This window comes from Bradyrhizobium cosmicum, assembly GCF_007290395.2.
Classification (GTDB): Bacteria; Pseudomonadota; Alphaproteobacteria; order Rhizobiales; family Xanthobacteraceae; genus Bradyrhizobium; species Bradyrhizobium cosmicum.
This window is the reverse complement of record NZ_CP041656.2, coordinates 3,463,735-3,477,643: the sequence shown is the minus strand read 5'-3', so window position 1 is coordinate 3,477,643 and position 13,909 is coordinate 3,463,735. Positions and strand designations below refer to the sequence as shown.

Here is a 13,909-nt window from a genome sequence, read left to right as displayed (position 1 = left end):
CCTGCCATGATCTTGCAGCGCACACAGCAATAATATACCCATCTCCCCCGTACCTTCTGGAATATCCGGCCTGCCCCACCATGTCTTTTGGGGGCTTCCGGGTCCGGCCCGTTTCACCACACATCGGGGACCTCTGATGGACGCAAAAGCAAGCAATAAGACCGCCACGCTGACGGTCGGAAACAAGAACTACGATCTCCCGATCCACAGCGGCAGCGTCGGGCCTGACGTCATCGACATCGGCAAGCTCTACGGCCAGTCCGGTCTGTTCACCTACGATCCCGGCTTCACCTCGACCGCGAGCTGCCAGTCCAAGATCACCTATATTGATGGTGACGCGGGCGTGCTGGAATACCGCGGCTATCCGATCGAGCAGCTCGCCGAGAACGGCGACTTCCTCGAGACCTGCTATCTCCTGCTGTTCGGGGAATTGCCGACCGCCGCGCAGAAGAAGGATTTCGACGACCGCGTGATCCATCACACGATGGTGCACGAGCAGATGGCCCGCTTCTTCCAGGGCTTCCGCCGCGACGCCCATCCGATGGCGATCATGGTGGCCGCGGTCGGCGCGCTCGCCGCGTTCTATCACGACTCCACCGACATCAACGATCCCAAGCAGCGCATGATCGCTTCCATGCGCATGATCGCGAAGATCCCGACGCTGGCGGCGATGGCCTACAAGTACACCGTCGGCCAGCCCTTCGTGTACCCGAAGAACTCGCTCAAGTTCGCCGAGAACTTCCTGCACATGTGCTTCGCCGTGCCGTGCGAGGACTACAAGATGAATCCGGTGCTCGCTGAAGCGCTGGACAAGATCTTCATCCTGCATGCCGACCACGAACAGAACGCCTCGACCTCGACGGTGCGCATCGCCGGCTCCTCCGGCGCCAACCCGTTCGCCTGCATCGCCGCCGGCATCGCCTGCCTCTGGGGCCCGGCGCATGGCGGCGCCAACGAAGCAGCTCTTGCGATGCTCGCCGAGATCGGCACCGTGGACAAGATCCCCGAGTTCATCGCCAAGGTGAAGGACAAGAACAGCGAAGTCCGCCTGATGGGCTTCGGTCACCGCGTCTACAAGAACTACGATCCGCGCGCCAAGATCATGCAGAAGATGTGTCACGCCGTGCTCAAGGAGACCGGCCATGGCGACGACCCGATGCTGAAGGTGGCGCTCGAGCTCGAGCGGATCGCGCTCAGCGACCAGTACTTCATCGACCGCAAGCTGTACCCGAACGTTGACTTCTATTCGGGCATCACGCTGAAGGCGATGGGCTTCCCGGTCTCGATGTTCACCGTGCTGTTCGCGGTCGCCCGCACCGTCGGCTGGATCAGCCAGTGGAGCGAGATGATCGAGGATCCCCAGCAGAAGATCGGCCGTCCGCGCCAGCTCTACACCGGCGTCACCAAGCGCGACTACGTCGCGATCGGAAACCGGAAGTAAGTTCAGGCCTCAGGGCTTCCGAAGCGGCGCCATCTCGCGATGGCGCCGCTTTCGTTTGTAGGGATTGAAGGTGCGCGAAGCTCAGGCTGCCCACCGTCTCGCAACGATAGCGAAATTCCTACCGCCGCCCCTTCCGCATCGTCGCGAGCACGATGTCGGCGGCGAGCAGGCTCGGCGGCTTGTTGCCGGTGGACATGATCGTGTCGAGCTGCGCAAACGCCTCGACCTGCTGCCGGCGTAGCGGGGAATCCGTCAGCACCTCGGACAGCGCCGGTGCGAGCTTCTCCGGCGTGCAGTCCTCCTGCAGAAACTCCGGAATGACCTCCTTGCCGATCACGAGATTGGCAAGGATCACGGAGGAGACCTTGACCGCACGGCGCAGGATGAAGGCTTCGATCGCGCTGACGCGATAGGCCGTCACCATGGGAATGCCTGCCAGGGCGAGCTCCAGCGTCACCGTGCCGGATTTCGCCAGTGCCGCATGCGCGATCCGGAATGCGGCGCGCTTCTCGGTCTCGCCGACCACGATCTGCGGCTTGACCGGCCAGTTTGCCACGCCCTCTCGAATGGTAGCTTCGAGGTGCGGCATGGTCGGGAGCATCAATTCGAACGCGCGGCCTGCGGCCTGGAGCCGTCCAAGTGTAGCGCCGAACGTTTCGAGGTGATGCCTGATCTCGCTGCGGCGGCTGCCGGGCAGCACCAGCAGCACCGGCGGCTCGGCATCACGGCGCTTCTGCTCCTCGGCATTCGGCCGCAGCGACGGCAGCTGCTCGATCAGGGGATGGCCGACATAGCTGCACCGCGGCCCGCCGAGCTTGCGGTATTCCGCCGGCTCGAACGGCAGCAGGCCGAGCACATGGTCGACATAACCGAGCATGGCGCGCGCCCGGCCCGGCCGCCAGGCCCAGACCGAGGGCGAGACGTAATCGACGACAGGGATCGCGGGATTCGTCGCGCGCACGCGGCGGGCGACGCGATGGGTAAAATCGGGGCTGTCGATGATGACGAGCGCGTCGGGCGCGGCCTCCAGCACGGCGTCCGCGGTCTTGCGGATCAGCCGCAGGATTTTCGGCAGTTGCTGGATCACTGCGGCGAAACCGACGATCGACAGCTCCTCAATCGGAAACAGTGTCTCGAGCCCCTCGCGCGCCATGGTGCGGCCGCCGACGCCGACGAACTGTACGCCGTCGCCGAGGCGCTGGCGCAGCACCTTCATCAGCGCCGAGCCGAGCCGGTCGCCGGACTCCTCCGTCGCGATCAGGAAGATCTTCCGCTTGGGATCGCGCGTCTGCGTCACGCCGGCAGACCGATGACGAAGAGATATTTGGCGTCGGCGAACGCGATCATCGCCTGCGGCTCGGCGGCGATGGTGTTGCCGGCGACGACGGCGATTCCGGCAAGGCCGGCCTTGGCGACGCCCTCGAGCGTGCGCGGGCCGATCGTCGGCAGGTCAAAGCGCAGGTCCTGACCACTCTTCGGCGCTTTCACCAGCACGCCCCGTCCGGTGGCGGCGCGGATGCGCCCCTCCTCGCGCAGGCGTGCCACGCGCGCCAGCAGCGCGTCGGTGCCCTCGATGTCCTCGACCGCCACCACATGGCCGTCGATCACGACCGCGGCCTGACCGATGTCGAACGGGCCGAGCGCGGTCAGCACCGCGCGGCCGCGCTCGATGTCCGCCTTGCTGTTGTCGCTCGGCCACGCGCGGCTGATGCAGCCCTCGGGCATCAACAGATCGGGCGCGACATCCTTGATGCCGACCATGCGAAAGCCGCCCTGCTCGAGGATGCGGCCGACGCCGGACAGCAGATGATCGTCACCGCCGCGGAAGGCTCGGATGACGTTGCCGAGCAGCCGCAGCGTTGTGACGTCGAACCGGATCTCGGTCAGCGAAGGCCGCACCAGGGTGCCGATGAAGACCAAGTCGCGGCAGCCCTCCTCGCGGAACAGCCGCATGGCGCGGCCGAGCTGGCCGACCGAAATCCAGCGATGGCGGAATTCTTCCACCCGCGCCGGATCGCAGGCGCCGCGCAGCGGAAACAGCACCGGCGTGATGCCGTGCGCGGCAAGCGAATCGGCGACCGCGAACGGCATCGCACCGCCGCCGGCAATCACGCCGACCGGCGATGAAATATCAGAAGCCGCCGATGTTGCGTCCGCGGCCATCCCGGACTCACTTTGCGATGGCGGGAAGACAGAGCGGGCGTTTGCCCTTGCCGATGAAGCCGAGGATTTCGGCGATCGCCGGATCCTCGCCGGCGAGCGGCCGCACCGCCTCCAGCCGCTCGGCGAACGTGCCCGCACCGTGGAAGAGCTTCTGGTAGAACGCTCGTACGGTCGCAAGCCGCTGCTTGGTGAACTTGCGCCGCTTCATGCCGATCAGGTTGAGGCTCTCCAGCACCGCATACTGGCCGTTGACGAGGCCATACGGGATGACGTCGTCGCGCACGCCGCAGACCCCGCCGACCATCACGTAGGGGCCAATCCGCGTGAACTGATGCACCGCGGACAAGCCACCGATATAGACGGCATCGCCGATCTCGCAGTGGCCGCCGAGCGTCGCCGAGGTCGCGAAGATCACGTTGTTGCCAACCATACAGTCATGACCGACGTGACTGTTGTTCATGAAGTAGCCGTCATTGCCGACGCGCGTTAGCGCGCCGCCCTTGATGGTGCCGACGTTCATCGTCGCGCCTTCGCGGATGGTGCAACCCGAGCCGATTTCGAGCTTTGTCGGCTCGCCCTTGTAGCTGAGATCCTGGGGCGCACCGCCGAGCACCGCGAATGGCGAGATCACGCAGTTGTCGCCGACCGACGTGTGGCCGATGACCGTGACCTGTCCGATCAGCTTGCAGTTCTTTCCGACCACGACATGCGGGCCGATGATGCAATAGGGCCCGATCACGGTGCCCTCGCCGATGACGGCGCCGTCCGCGACCCGTGCGGTGGGATCAATCTTACTCATCAAGCAATCTGACTCATCAAGAAGGTCTGGTTAGGTGTTGAAGTCGCTTGGTTTTCCGGTGGTTAGCGCGACTATGCCCGATCTGTCCAGTGGCGTATCATCTCGGCGTGTTTCAGACGCCGGGTGAACCGGCCTTCGCATCCATTCAACGCGCTCATGTGGAGGTTTAAGTCATCGTGGTCAGGGCTCTGGCAATCCTGCTCGCACAACTCGCGACCGCACCGATCGTGTCGGAGACGGTCGAGACCGGCGAACGCCGTCTTGTCGATCTCGGGACATTCGAGTGCCGCGACATCACCCGCAGCACGGTGCTGCAGCGGGTCTGCTACGACCCTGCGCAGCAGGACCTCATCGTTGCGGTTGGCGGCACCTATGACCGCTATTGCGGCGTGACGGCGGACATGGTCGAGCGCCTGTTGGACGCTTCGTCCATAGGCCGGTTCTTCAACCAGAATCTCAAGCGCGAGGCTGTGTCCGGCCGCTACGACTGCCGGACGTAAGAGGCCGCCTCAGTCCGTGAGCATGGCGCCGACGTCGGCTTCCGCAACGACCTGGCCGTTGACCTTGGCGTCGCCGTGAAACCACCACATCGCCTTGCGGCGGCCGATCGAACGCATGTGATATTCGATGGTGTCGCCGGGCAGCACCGGCTTGCGGAACTTGCACTTGTCGATGGTGAGGAAATACACCGCGCGCGGCTTCTCCGTGCCCTCGACCGAGGTGATGCCGATCACGCCGGCGGTCTGCGCCATCGCCTCGATCATCATCACGCCGGGATAGACCGGGCGTTCCGGGAAATGCCCCTGGAAGGCCGGCTCGTTGAAGGTGACGTTCTTGATGCCGATGCCACTGTAGTCGGCGCGGATGTTGATCACCCGGTCGATCAGCAACATCGGAAAACGGTGCGGCAACGTCCGGAGGATCGCATTTATATCGACCAGCTCGAACTTGATGGGTGATTCCGCCGTCATTCCCGTCCCTCGTTCTTCGGATCGGCCTTGCTGTCGCGTACCAGGCGCTCCACCGCGATAATTTCCTTGAACCACTGCTTGGTCGGCTTGGCAAAAAAGCCACCCCAGCGACCGTTCGGCGGGATGTCGTCCTTGACGCCGCTCATCGCGGTGACCTGGGCCCCGTCGCCGATCTTGAGGTGATTGTTGATGCCGACCTTTGCTCCCAGCGCCACGTTGTCGCCGATCGTCAGGCTGCCCGCGAGCCCGATCTGGGCCGCCAGCAGGCAATTCCGGCCGATCGTCACATTGTGGCCGATCTGGACCTGATTGTCGATTTTGGTGCCCTCCCCGATCACGGTGTCGCGCAGAGATCCGCGATCGATGGTGGTGCCGGCGCCGACTTCCACATTGTTCTGGATCAGCACGCGGCCGGTCTGAGGCACTTTCAGATGGCCCTCGGGGCCGAAGAAGATGAAGCCGTAGCCGTCCTGGCCGATCGAGCAGCCGGGGTGGATGAGCACGTCATTGCCGATCAGCGCACACTGAATGGCCGTACGGGCGCCGACATTGCAGTCCCGTCCGATCTTGACCCCGGGACCAATGACGGCGCCAGCGCCGATCACGGTGCCGCTGCCGATCTCGACATCCGGGCCGATCACGGCCAGGGGATCGACAATGACGTCGTCTTCCAGCCGCGCCGAGGGGTCGATGATGGCCGAGGGCGCAATGCCGGCATTGCCGACCCAGGACTGCGGGCGCAGGGCATCGCCGTGCCATTGCCGGGCGATCCCGACGAAGGCGCGGAACGGCTGCGCCACCCGTAGCACGGCCACGTGCGCGGGCACCTGGGCCTCGAAGCGCGGGCTCACCAGGCAAGCGCCGGCCTTTGTCGCCTTCAGATCGTCGGCATATTTGAGGTTGTCGAAGAACGCCAGGTGCATCGGGCCGGCCTCGTCGAGCGAAGCCAAACCCGTGATGACGTGGTCGCCCCTCGCGGGATCGACCAGTTGCGCCTTGGTCAGCGCGGCGATGTCAGCCAGCGCTGAGGCAGGCGGTTTCTTGAAGAAGGTCGGCTGCGCCATTCCACCCCGTCGCGGTCCGGCTTCGGCATGAAGCGGTCAGGCCGCATCATGCCTCATCTCTTGAAGTGGCACGATCCCTTTCGGAAACCGGCTCCGCTGGTCCGGATCGTGCTGTGCTGATCGAATTAGAACGAGGTGCCGCCGCCGAACCTGAACTCCTGCGTACGGTCGTTCTTGCCCTTGGTGAGCGGCACGGCGTAGTCAAAGCGCAGCGGTCCAAATGGCGACTGCCAGATCAGACCCACACCCACCGACGACCGGACGACATTGCCGTTGTCATACACGAGGCCGGTACAGGTTCCAGCCGTGGGCGGATTGACCGTGGATGGCGTGCAGTTCGAGTTCTTGGTCGTGGTCATCTCGTTGGTCAGGGACCACGTCGTCGGGCCCTGATAGTCGAACAGGCCGCCGGCGTCGGCATAGACCGCGCCCTTCAGACCCACTTCCTTCGGCAGGAACCAGAACGGCATCTGCAACTCGAGCGATGCGCCCCAATATTTGGTGCCGCCAAGCGCGTCCTGCGTACCGAAGGGGTTCATATCGCGCGGGCCGATGCCGTTGGGGGCAAAGCCGCGCACGAGGTTCGGGCCCATCTGGAAGTGATCGAGCATGCGCAGATCCTGGCTGCCGATCTTGTTCAGCATGCCGCCCTGGAGGCGAGCGAGGCCGACGATGTCGGACACCAGCGGAGCATAGTACTTCGCATCAACAACAGTCTTCAGGTAGGAGACGTCGCCGCCCACGCCCGCGAAATCCTGACGGAAGTCGACGAGCAGACCGTCGGTCGGGTTCTTGTTGTTGTCCAGCGTGTTGTAGGTCAGCGTGTAGCCGAGCGCCGAAGTCAGGGTCTTGCCGTTGGCAAGCTCCTTGCGCACCGGCAGCGAGGCTTCACCGTCGCTGTAGCAGCCGAGGCCGTTAGTCCCCGCATTCAGAGGAATGCCCGTGGCGGCCGAGAAAGCCGGGCTTGGATTGAACGCCGGATTCGCCGTCACGCCGTCTGCCAGGAACTGGTTGTTGTTACAGTTCGCCAGATAGCCCGGCAGCTGGATTTCCTGCTGATAGATCGAGTAGCGCAGCTGGAGCGCCAGATCTTCACGCAAGGAGAAACCGAGGCGCGGCGAGAAGCCGAGCGTCTTGGTGCCATAGGAGATGTAGCTGTTGGAGAGTTGCTGGCGCTGATAGAGGTCGAGGCCGAGCGCGACGCGGTAGTCGAGCAGGTACGGCTCGACGAACGACAGCGAATAGCCGCGGGCATACTGGCCGTAGGTCACCGACGCCTTGGCGAACAGGCCGCGGCCGAGCAGGTTGCGCTCGGAGACCGAGACTTCGGCCAGCGCACCGTCGGTCGTGGAGTAACCGCCCGAGACCGAGAAGTCGCCGGTCGATTTCTCTTCGAGATCGACGATCAGGACCACGCGGTCGCTGGATGAGCCGGGCTCGGTCGTGATCTTCACGGTCTTGAAGTAGTCGAGGTTCTTCAGGCGGCGCTCGGCACGGTCGACCAGCGCACGGTTGTAGGCATCGCCCTCGGAGATGTCGAACTCGCGACGGATCACGTAGTCGCGCGTGCGGGTGTTGCCGCGGATGTTGATGCGCTCGATATAGGTGCGCGGGCCTTCGTCGATGTTGAACACGACGGAAACGGTGTGCGCCTCGAAGTTGCGGTCGCCGCCGGGACGGACCACGGCGAAGGCAAAGCCGCGACGCGACGCCTCGATCTGCATCTCCTCGACCGATTTCTCGACCGATTCGACGTTGTAGAGCGCGCCGACATTGACGCGCGAATAGGCGCGCATCGAGGTCGGGTCGAAGTTCGCAATGCTGGAGCGGAAGTCGACGGTGCCGACGCGGTATTGCGAGCCTTCCTCGATCTTGAAGGTGACGTTGAAGCCCTTCTTCTCCGGATCGTATTCGGTGAGCGCGGCCACGACCTGGACGTCGGCAAAACCGTTCTTGAGATAGAAGCGGCGGATCAGGTCGCGGTCGGATTCGACGCGATCCGGATCATAGATGTCGTTGCTGGCGAGGAAGCTCAGCAGGTTCGATTCGTGGGTCCTGATGACGTCGCGCAGGCGGTAGGACGAGAACGCGTTGTTGCCGACGAACTCGATCGACTTGACGCCGGTCTTGGCGCCCTCCTCGACCGTGAAGATCAGGTCGACGCGGTTGTTCGGCTGCTCGATGATTTCGGGCGTGACGCGCACGTCGTAGCGGCCGGATCGGCGATAGATCTCGGCGATTCGCAGCGTGTCGGACTGCACCATGGCGCGGGAGAACGTGCCGCGCGCCTTGGACTGGACCTCGGAGGTGAGCTGCTCGTCCTTGATCTTCTTGTTGCCCTCGAAGGCAACGCGACCGATCACCGGGTTTTCCACCACGGAGACGATGATCTGGCCACCGGCGCCGCGGTTGATTCGCACGTCCTGGAACAGGCCGGTCTCGATCAACGCCTTGAGGCCGTCATCGATGGCGCCCTGATCCAGGCGGCCACCCGGGCCCGGCTTGAAATAGGAGCGGATCGTCTCGACCTCGACACGGCGATTTCCTTCGACGGAAATCGACTGGACGGTCTGAGCGAGCGCAGACGAAGACACAAAAACAGCCCCAACCGGGGCAACCACCGGCGCGCCGAGCATGATCAGGGTTGCGAGCAAGCCACCCCGGAGTCGCAGTCCAAACTTCATTGCGCAACGCGCCCTTATCAGTACCAGACCCAACCCCAACGCTGGTCCGGGAGATTCCCCAAGTTCGAAGCCGCTTGTAGCCAATTTCCTCGGTGCCGCAAACGGCAGCAGACACCGTAATTTCAATTTCATTCCAAGACGTTGCTGATCAGCAACGCCACAAAAAAGCCCCTATCAGGACGCCGCCATCCGCAGGATGTCGTTATAGGTGGCGAACACCATCAGCATCAGCACCAGACCGAGCCCGATCCGGAATCCCATCTCCTGCGTCCGCTCGGACAACGGGCGGCCGCGGACCAGCTCGGCCGCATAGAACATAAGGTGACCACCATCGAGCAGCGGAATCGGGAACAGGTTCAGCAGGCCGATCGACACCGACAGCACTGCGCACAGATTGATCACGAACTGGAACCCGGCGCTGGCCGCCTGCCCCGACATCTTGGCGATGCCGAGCACGCCGCTGACCTCATTGGGATTGCCCTGTCCGACGAACAGCGAGCCCAGGAACTTGAAGGTGCTGGTGATGATGAACCAGACCTGCTCGACCCCGATCTTGAGCGCCTCGCCGACGCCGACCGGCGTGGTCGAGGCCTCGCCGGCCTGAGCCTTGTGTTCGACGCCGAGCACGCCGAGACGGTGGCTGTTGCCGAAGGGATCCTTGCGCTCGAGCAGCGCCGGCGTCGCGGTCAGCGCCACGATGGCGCCGTCCCGCTTGACCTGGAAGGCAAGCGCCGAACCGGCATTCATCGCAACGATTCGCTGCATGTCGGCAAAGCTCTCGATTGGCTTGCCGTCGATCTGCACCACGACGTCGCCGATCTTGAAGCCGGCCGCAGCCGCCGCGCCGTCGGCCACGACACCATCGACGCGCGCGATCGTGCTCGGCTTGCCGTAATACAGCGCCATGCCGGCGAAGATCAGGGCGCCCAGGATGAAATTGGCGATCGGTCCAGCGGCGACGATGGCGGCACGTGGGCCGACCTTCTTGTGGTGGAAGCTGCCGGCGCGCTCCTCGGCCGTCATGGCCGCGAGCGTCTGGGACGATGGCGTCGAGGCCTCGCTCTCGTCCCCGAAGAACTTGACGTAGCCGCCGAGCGGGATCGCCGAGATCTTCCAGCGGGTGCCATGGCGATCGTTGAAACCGACCAGCTCAGGTCCGAAACCGAGCGAAAAGGTTAAGACACGAACGCCCGCCCAGCGCGCGACCAGGAAATGGCCGAGCTCATGGAAGAACACGACGATCGTCAGGACGAACAGGAAGGGAACTGCGTAGCCGAGGAGCCCATGGCTCAACGTATTGAAACTATGGACGAAAAAGTCGATCATCGAATTCCCTCATCCAGCGCCGCAAGGCCCTGGCCCCGAGCCATCTAGGATGCCTTTAAGGCAATTTGAGGCAATAGGGCGGCAGCTCTATTTCGCGCAACATGGTCAACAGAGATTGCATCGTCGGCTGACGTCAGCGGGGTCTGGTTCCCGCCCCGAATCCAGTCGTCCAGCGTCGCCTCGACCAGCCGCGCGATCGCGCCGAACCGGATCTTGCCGGCAATGAAGGCTGCGACCGCGACCTCGTTGGCGGCGTTGTAGACGGTGGTCGCCCCCTTCCCGGTCCGGAGCGAATCGTAGGCGAGGCGCAGGCCGGGGAAGCGCTCGAAATCCGGCGCCTCGAAGGTCAGCTGGCCGATCTTGGCGAGATCCAGCTTGGCGGCGGGTCCCTTGATCCGGTCCGGCCAGCCCAGGCAGTGCGCGATCGGCGTGCGCATGTCAGGGGCGCCGAGCTGGGCCACGACCGAACAATCCGAGAATTCGACCATGCCGTGGATGATCGACTGCGGATGAACCAGCACGTCGATCTCGTCCGGGCTCAGCGCGAACAGGTAGGACGCCTCGATCACTTCGAGGCCCTTGTTCATCATCGAGGCGGAATCGATCGTGATCTTCTGGCCCATGCTCCAGTTCGGATGCTTCAGCGCCTGGGCCAGCGTGGCCTGCTCGATGTCGGCAGGCTTCCAGGTGCGGAACGGGCCGCCGGATGCCGTGATGATGACGCGAACGAGTTCGTCACGATTACCCGAGGCGAGCGCCTGGAACAGCGCATTGTGCTCGGAATCGGCCGGCAGGATGCAGGCGCCCGCTTTCGCTGCGCGCTGCATGAAGAAGTCGCCGGCGCAAACGAGGCATTCCTTGTTGGCCAGCGCGACATGCGCGCCGCGATCGACCGCGGCGAGTGCGGGCTTCAGTCCGGCAGCGCCGCTGACGGCCGCCATCACCCAGTCGGCCGGCCGCGCGCCGGCTTCGATCACCGCGCTTTCACCGGCGCCGCATTCGGTGCTCGTGCCAGCCAATGCAGCCTTCAGCTCGGCAAGCTTGGATGTGTCGGCAATCGCGACGAAACGCGCGGAAAATTCCCTGGCGAGCTTGGCCAGCGCGTCGACATTGCTGTTCGCCGTGAGGGCTTCGACCCGGTAGCGCTCGGGGGAGGCGCGCAGCAGATCCATCGTGCTGTCGCCGATCGAGCCGGTGGCGCCGAGAACCGTGACGCTGCGGACGGCAGACGCCGCAGCCTTGTTGTTACGCAATGGGACCGCGCTCATATCCTCACCAAACCATAAGACCGCTTCCGGCGCTATGCACACCATGGCGGAGGAAGCCGATAATCCATGCCATCAGGATGGCGGCGACAAAACCGTCCAGACGGTCCATGAGACCGCCATGGCCGGGAATCAAGTGACTGGAATCCTTGACATCGAAGCGCCGCTTGACCGCGGATTCGAACAGGTCGCCCAAGGCCGAGACCACCGACAGGATGGCGCTGACGAGCAGCAGCGGAACCGCCTTCCCGAGCCCGCAGGCCGCAAAGCCGCCCGCCACCGCAAGGCTCGCCACGAAGCCGCCGAGTGCGCCGGCCCAGGTCTTCTTCGGGCTTACGCGCGGCCATAGTTTCGGTCCGCCAATGCTGCGGCCGGCGAAATAGCCGCCGATGTCGGTCGCCCACACCACGAGCAGGACGAACATCAGCGCTGAGAAGCCGTTGACGAGGTCCTTCCGCACCAGGATCGAAGCCAGCAGCGCCGCCGCTGCATAGGCAAACCCCGTCGCGGCCCAGACAAACTTGCCGCGCGCGATCAGCGTCACGATCGCGCCGCCGACGCAGCCAACGATGATCGCGGTCTTGAGCGCGCCGAAGGCGACGCAGGCCCCCATCATGGCAATGGTGATCGTCCCTGCCCCGGTCAGCGCGGCCGAGCCGGCGCCCACCACCATCAGCCATTCCGCGAACAGCCCGATCGACACCAGGGTGACGAGCAGCGCCCAGAGCCATCCACCGACATACGCGACCGCAATGGTCAGCGGCGCAAGCACCAGGGCTGCGAGGACCCGCATCACGAGATTGCTCGGGGCCGGCTGCGAGCCCGCCGGTGCCGCGTCGTGTTCGCTCACGAGGCGGTTTTCGCGACGAGACCGCCGAAACGGCGCTCGCGCCTGGCGAATTCGGCGATCGCGCCTTCCAGCGCCGCCTTGTCGAAATCGGGCCAGTGGATCGGCACGAAGACGAGCTCGCTATAGGCGGCCTGCCACATCAGGAAGTTGGACAGGCGCTGCTCGCCGCTGGTGCGGATGATGAGATCGGGATCCGGAATGTCGGGCGCATCGAGATGGGCCCCAAGAGTCTCGGCATCGATCGTGGCAGGATCGCGCTTGCCCTCGGCGACTTCGCGCGCGAGCTTCTGCGCCGCTTTCGCGATCTCCTGCCGCGAGCCGTAGTTGAAGGCGACGACGAGCGTGAGACGCGTGTTGTCGCGCGTCAGTTCCTCGGCCTCGTTGAGGAGCGCGCAGATGTCGCCCTCCAGCCCGTCGCGCTCGCCGATGATGCGGACCTTGACGCCGTCGCGATGCAGGCTCGCCAGATCGTTGCGGATGAAGCGCTTCAAGAGGCCGAAGAGATCGCCGATCTCGCTCGCCGGGCGCGACCAGTTCTCCGACGAGAAGGAGAAGATGGTGAGGTAGCGGATGCCGAGCTCGTGCGAGGCCCGCACCACGCGGCGCAACGCCTCGACGCCGCGGCGATGCCCCTCCGCACGCGGCAAACCACGCGCAGCCGCCCAACGCCCGTTGCCATCCATGATGATGGCGACATGCGCAGGCGCGTCGGACCGGTCGGGTCCTTCGGTGGCAGGCGCGGCGGCGTTGGACATGGAGGCAGCCTTAGACGGTGAGAATTTCTTTTTCCTTGGCGGCCAGCAACTGGTCGATCTCGGTGATGGTGCCGTCGGTCACCTTCTGCACCTCGTCGGCGTGACGCTTCTGGTCGTCCTCGGACATCTCGTGGTTCTTCTCAAGCTTCTTCAGAACGTCGAGGCCGTCGCGGCGGACGTGACGCGCGGCGACCTTGGCGGCTTCCGCGTATTTGTGTGCGACCTTGACGAGTTCCTTGCGACGCTCCTCGTTGAGTTCGGGAATGCGCAGGCGCAGCACCTGGCCTTCGGTGGCCGGTGACAGGCCGAGATTGGAATCGACGATCGCCTTCTCTACCGCCTTGACCATCGACTTGTCCCAGACCTGCACCGAGATCATGCGCGGCTCCGGCACGCTGACGGTGGCGAGCTGGTTGAGCGGCATGTGGCTGCCGTAAGCCTCGACCTGCACGGGGTCGAGCATCGAGCCGGACGCGCGGCCCGTGCGCAGGCCGCCGAGCTCGTGCTTGAGCGACTGAACGGCGCCCTGCATGCGGCGCTTCACTTCGTTGAGGTCGAAATTAGCCGTAGCCATCACGTTTCTCCTTCAAA

At 64.5% G+C, this 13,909-nt stretch carries 13 protein-coding genes; 2 read left to right on the top strand and 11 right to left on the bottom strand.

Annotated elements, in window-relative coordinates; translation table 11 throughout:
• Positions 1-136 precede the first annotated feature (136 nt).
• Positions 137-1,441: a citrate synthase gene (gene gltA, locus FNV92_RS16750; RefSeq protein WP_015685836.1), complete on the top strand. Its 1,305-nt coding sequence runs from the start codon at positions 137-139 to the stop codon at positions 1,439-1,441.
• Between the two features lie 118 nt (positions 1,442-1,559).
• On the opposite strand, the gene lpxB is transcribed toward gltA, so the two are convergent.
• From lpxB to lpxA, 3 genes are read right to left on the bottom strand one after another with little or no spacing between them, the layout of a single operon-like run.
• Positions 1,560-2,738: a lipid-A-disaccharide synthase gene (gene lpxB, locus FNV92_RS16745; RefSeq protein ID WP_143845633.1), complete on the bottom strand. Its 1,179-nt coding sequence runs from the start codon at positions 2,736-2,738 to the stop codon at positions 1,560-1,562.
• The gene (locus tag FNV92_RS16740) at positions 2,735-3,604 is read right to left on the bottom strand and encodes an LpxI family protein (protein WP_143845634.1); all 870 of its coding nucleotides are present in this window, start codon (positions 3,602-3,604) and stop codon (positions 2,735-2,737) included. Before FNV92_RS16740 ends, lpxB begins: the two co-directional genes overlap by 4 nt.
• A 7-nt stretch (positions 3,605-3,611) precedes the next feature.
• Entirely contained in the window at positions 3,612-4,403 is a 792-nt protein-coding gene (gene lpxA / locus FNV92_RS16735) for an acyl-ACP--UDP-N-acetylglucosamine O-acyltransferase (RefSeq protein ID WP_143845635.1), read from the bottom strand.
• 176 nt (positions 4,404-4,579) lie between these two features.
• Here lpxA and FNV92_RS16730 point away from each other — a divergent pair, with 176 nt between their 5' ends.
• On the top strand, positions 4,580-4,903 hold the full coding sequence (locus FNV92_RS16730; protein ID WP_143845636.1) for a KTSC domain-containing protein: 324 nt from the start codon (positions 4,580-4,582) through the stop codon (positions 4,901-4,903).
• Positions 4,904-4,912: 9 nt separating this feature from the next.
• On the opposite strand, the gene fabZ is transcribed toward FNV92_RS16730, so the two are convergent.
• The 8 genes from fabZ to frr form a co-directional block, all read right to left on the bottom strand.
• Positions 4,913-5,374 (bottom strand): 3-hydroxyacyl-ACP dehydratase FabZ, encoded by a 462-nt coding sequence (gene fabZ, locus FNV92_RS16725; protein WP_008131325.1) that lies wholly within the window; start codon positions 5,372-5,374, stop codon positions 4,913-4,915.
• Positions 5,371-6,438 (bottom strand): UDP-3-O-(3-hydroxymyristoyl)glucosamine N-acyltransferase, encoded by a 1,068-nt coding sequence (gene lpxD, locus FNV92_RS16720; RefSeq protein ID WP_143845637.1) that lies wholly within the window; start codon positions 6,436-6,438, stop codon positions 5,371-5,373. The genes fabZ and lpxD overlap by 4 nt, the downstream gene beginning before the upstream one ends.
• A gap of 125 nt (positions 6,439-6,563) precedes the next feature.
• Positions 6,564-9,122, bottom strand: a complete 2,559-nt coding sequence (bamA, locus tag FNV92_RS16715; protein WP_143845638.1) for an outer membrane protein assembly factor BamA — start codon at positions 9,120-9,122, stop codon at positions 6,564-6,566.
• A gap of 174 nt (positions 9,123-9,296) precedes the next feature.
• The gene (gene rseP, locus FNV92_RS16710) at positions 9,297-10,448 is read right to left on the bottom strand and encodes an RIP metalloprotease RseP (protein ID WP_015685829.1); all 1,152 of its coding nucleotides are present in this window, start codon (positions 10,446-10,448) and stop codon (positions 9,297-9,299) included.
• A 44-nt stretch (positions 10,449-10,492) separates the two neighbouring features.
• The gene (dxr, locus tag FNV92_RS16705) at positions 10,493-11,716 is read right to left on the bottom strand and encodes a 1-deoxy-D-xylulose-5-phosphate reductoisomerase (protein WP_143845639.1); all 1,224 of its coding nucleotides are present in this window, start codon (positions 11,714-11,716) and stop codon (positions 10,493-10,495) included.
• A 4-nt stretch (positions 11,717-11,720) separates the two neighbouring features.
• The gene (locus FNV92_RS16700) at positions 11,721-12,563 is read right to left on the bottom strand and encodes a phosphatidate cytidylyltransferase (protein WP_015685827.1); all 843 of its coding nucleotides are present in this window, start codon (positions 12,561-12,563) and stop codon (positions 11,721-11,723) included.
• On the bottom strand, positions 12,560-13,318 hold the full coding sequence (locus FNV92_RS16695) for an isoprenyl transferase (protein WP_143845640.1): 759 nt from the start codon (positions 13,316-13,318) through the stop codon (positions 12,560-12,562). The genes FNV92_RS16700 and FNV92_RS16695 overlap by 4 nt, the downstream gene beginning before the upstream one ends.
• 10 nt (positions 13,319-13,328) lie before the next feature.
• Positions 13,329-13,892, bottom strand: coding sequence for a ribosome recycling factor (gene frr, locus FNV92_RS16690; protein ID WP_015685825.1), 564 nt, complete (start codon positions 13,890-13,892; stop codon positions 13,329-13,331).
• Between the last annotated feature and the right edge of the window lie 17 nt (positions 13,893-13,909).

Excerpts from the sequence above, each read along its gene's own strand:
- lpxA (WP_143845635.1), bottom strand. The coding sequence starts at position 4,403 with ATGAGTAAGATTGATCCCACCGCACGGGTCGCGGACGGCGCCGTCATC.
- FNV92_RS16695 (WP_143845640.1), bottom strand. The coding sequence starts at position 13,318 with ATGTCCAACGCCGCCGCGCCTGCCACCGAAGGACCCGACCGGTCCGAC.
- gltA (WP_015685836.1), top strand. The coding sequence starts at position 137 with ATGGACGCAAAAGCAAGCAATAAGACCGCCACGCTGACGGTCGGAAAC.
- fabZ (WP_008131325.1), bottom strand. The coding sequence starts at position 5,374 with ATGACGGCGGAATCACCCATCAAGTTCGAGCTGGTCGATATAAATGCG.
- bamA (WP_143845638.1), bottom strand. The coding sequence starts at position 9,122 with ATGAAGTTTGGACTGCGACTCCGGGGTGGCTTGCTCGCAACCCTGATC.
- frr (WP_015685825.1), bottom strand. The coding sequence starts at position 13,892 with ATGGCTACGGCTAATTTCGACCTCAACGAAGTGAAGCGCCGCATGCAG.
- dxr (WP_143845639.1), bottom strand. The coding sequence starts at position 11,716 with ATGAGCGCGGTCCCATTGCGTAACAACAAGGCTGCGGCGTCTGCCGTC.
- rseP (WP_015685829.1), bottom strand. The coding sequence starts at position 10,448 with ATGATCGACTTTTTCGTCCATAGTTTCAATACGTTGAGCCATGGGCTC.
- lpxD (WP_143845637.1), bottom strand. The coding sequence starts at position 6,438 with ATGGCGCAGCCGACCTTCTTCAAGAAACCGCCTGCCTCAGCGCTGGCT.
- FNV92_RS16740 (WP_143845634.1), bottom strand. The coding sequence starts at position 3,604 with ATGGCCGCGGACGCAACATCGGCGGCTTCTGATATTTCATCGCCGGTC.